Below are 1,633 nucleotides of genomic sequence, written 5' to 3'. Positions count from 1 at the left end.
GGGCTATGCCGCCAAGGATTGGAAGACGGCCATGAACCAATTCGCTATTCTTTACGCGGATCGGTTTATTCGATCATCCGTGTGAATCTCAAACCCGCCTTGAACACGGAAATCCTGACACCCCCGGGCAAGCTGCCCGTCACACCAGCCCCGCGTCCACCAACTCTTGTTTCAGATAGGCGTAATAGATTGGCGCGGCGACCAGGCCGGCGATGCCGAAAGCGGCTTCCATCGTTAGCATTGCCAGCAGCAGTTCCCATGCCTCGGCGCGGATCCGAGCACCGACGATGCGGGCATTGAGGAAGTATTCAAGCTTGTGCACGATCACCAGAAACACCAGCGAGGCAACCGCAACCTGTGGCGAATGCGCCAGGCTGACAACCACGATTACGGTATTCGACACCAGATTGCCCACCACTGGAAGCAGGCCAACAACGAAGGTTAGCGCGATCATGGTCTTGGTCAGCGGCAGCTGAACACCGAACAGCGGTAAAGCCACAGCCAGATAGAGCGCCGTAAAAATCGTATTGATTGCGGATATCCGTAACTGGGCAAAGACAATGCGCCGAAAAGCGTCGGCCAGTCGCGTGGCACGCTCTGACAGCGCAGCCGCCAACACCTTTTGCGGACCGAGCTCGCTCACCCCGCGAAGGGCCAGCATCGCACCAACAATTAAGCCGATCAACACATGGGCTACCATCACCCCAGCGTCCTTGCCAACCAGCTGCACCTGACCCGCGTGCTCCCGCAGCCAATGGGCTGCCGCCTCCTTGATGCCCTCGATACTATTGGGTAGCAGTTCCAGTAACCATGCGGGCAGCGAGCGACGGGAACTCTCCAGGATCTCGGCCATCTTTTTCGCCAAGACCGCCAGATTACCCGTGTCGCTGCGAAAGAAACCGACCGTCAGCATACCGCCAAGGACAAGGCCACCCACCACCACAACGGCGAGCAGGACGACCGTGACCTGCTTGGCCCTGAGCGTGGAGAGCCGGCTTCCTAGCAGCGGAGCACCCAAATGTACTAGCTCATACACCAGCAGACCCGCCAGCAGGGCCGACAGCAAATGCAACTGAATGACCATAAAGAGAATGGCGATGGCCAGCAGCCAGGACGCTTGTTCGGCACGGTTTGCAGGCATGATGGAGAAATGCTCCGGCTAAGTAGGAATAGGGGGAAGGGAACGCGTGTTTGCCAACTGCATACTGGCGAGTTTTCCAGCACAGGCCAACTTTTAGTTGGAGCTGTCCTACTATAGGTTGCGCACGGATTTTGCAGTTTAAGGCTGACAACAGAATGGGTTAACCTGACGCTTGATGCCTTGAAAACCATCGACTTGCGTACCGATTGGCCCAACGATATTACGCGCACTATCACCAACCCAAACACTGAGTGACGGTGAGCTAGATTGAGGGAATGACTATCTGAACGTGGTCATCGTGATAGCGTTATCTGTGTGATTCACGGACATCGTTTCAACTAAAATGATGTCATGAATGACGATACTAGGGTAATCCCCCCATTTTTAAGGGGAGTCAGAAGTAGCGCTATGCGACCATGGCCAGCCGCTGTATTGGGGTAATACCGCCCAAGGCCATGTTAGGGCGTTCGTGATTGTAGAACCAGATCCAAT

1 protein-coding gene is annotated in these 1,633 nt (G+C 55.6%); it reads right to left on the bottom strand.

Going from position 1 to position 1,633, the window contains the following annotated elements; translation table 11 throughout:
- Nucleotides 1–139 precede the first annotated feature (139 nt).
- Nucleotides 140–1,141: an AI-2E family transporter gene (locus ACUHMQ_RS20670; protein ID WP_445297330.1), complete on the bottom strand. Its 1,002-nt coding sequence runs from the start codon at nucleotides 1,139–1,141 to the stop codon at nucleotides 140–142.
- Nucleotides 1,142–1,633 lie beyond the last annotated feature (492 nt).

The organism is Chitinimonas violaceus, from assembly GCF_052601015.1.
Note: the sequence above shows the minus strand (reverse complement) of the source record. Positions and strands in the feature narration are given on the sequence as shown.

Excerpts from the sequence above, each read along its gene's own strand:
- ACUHMQ_RS20670 (WP_445297330.1), bottom strand. The coding sequence starts at position 1,141 with ATGCCTGCAAACCGTGCCGAACAAGCGTCCTGGCTGCTGGCCATCGCC.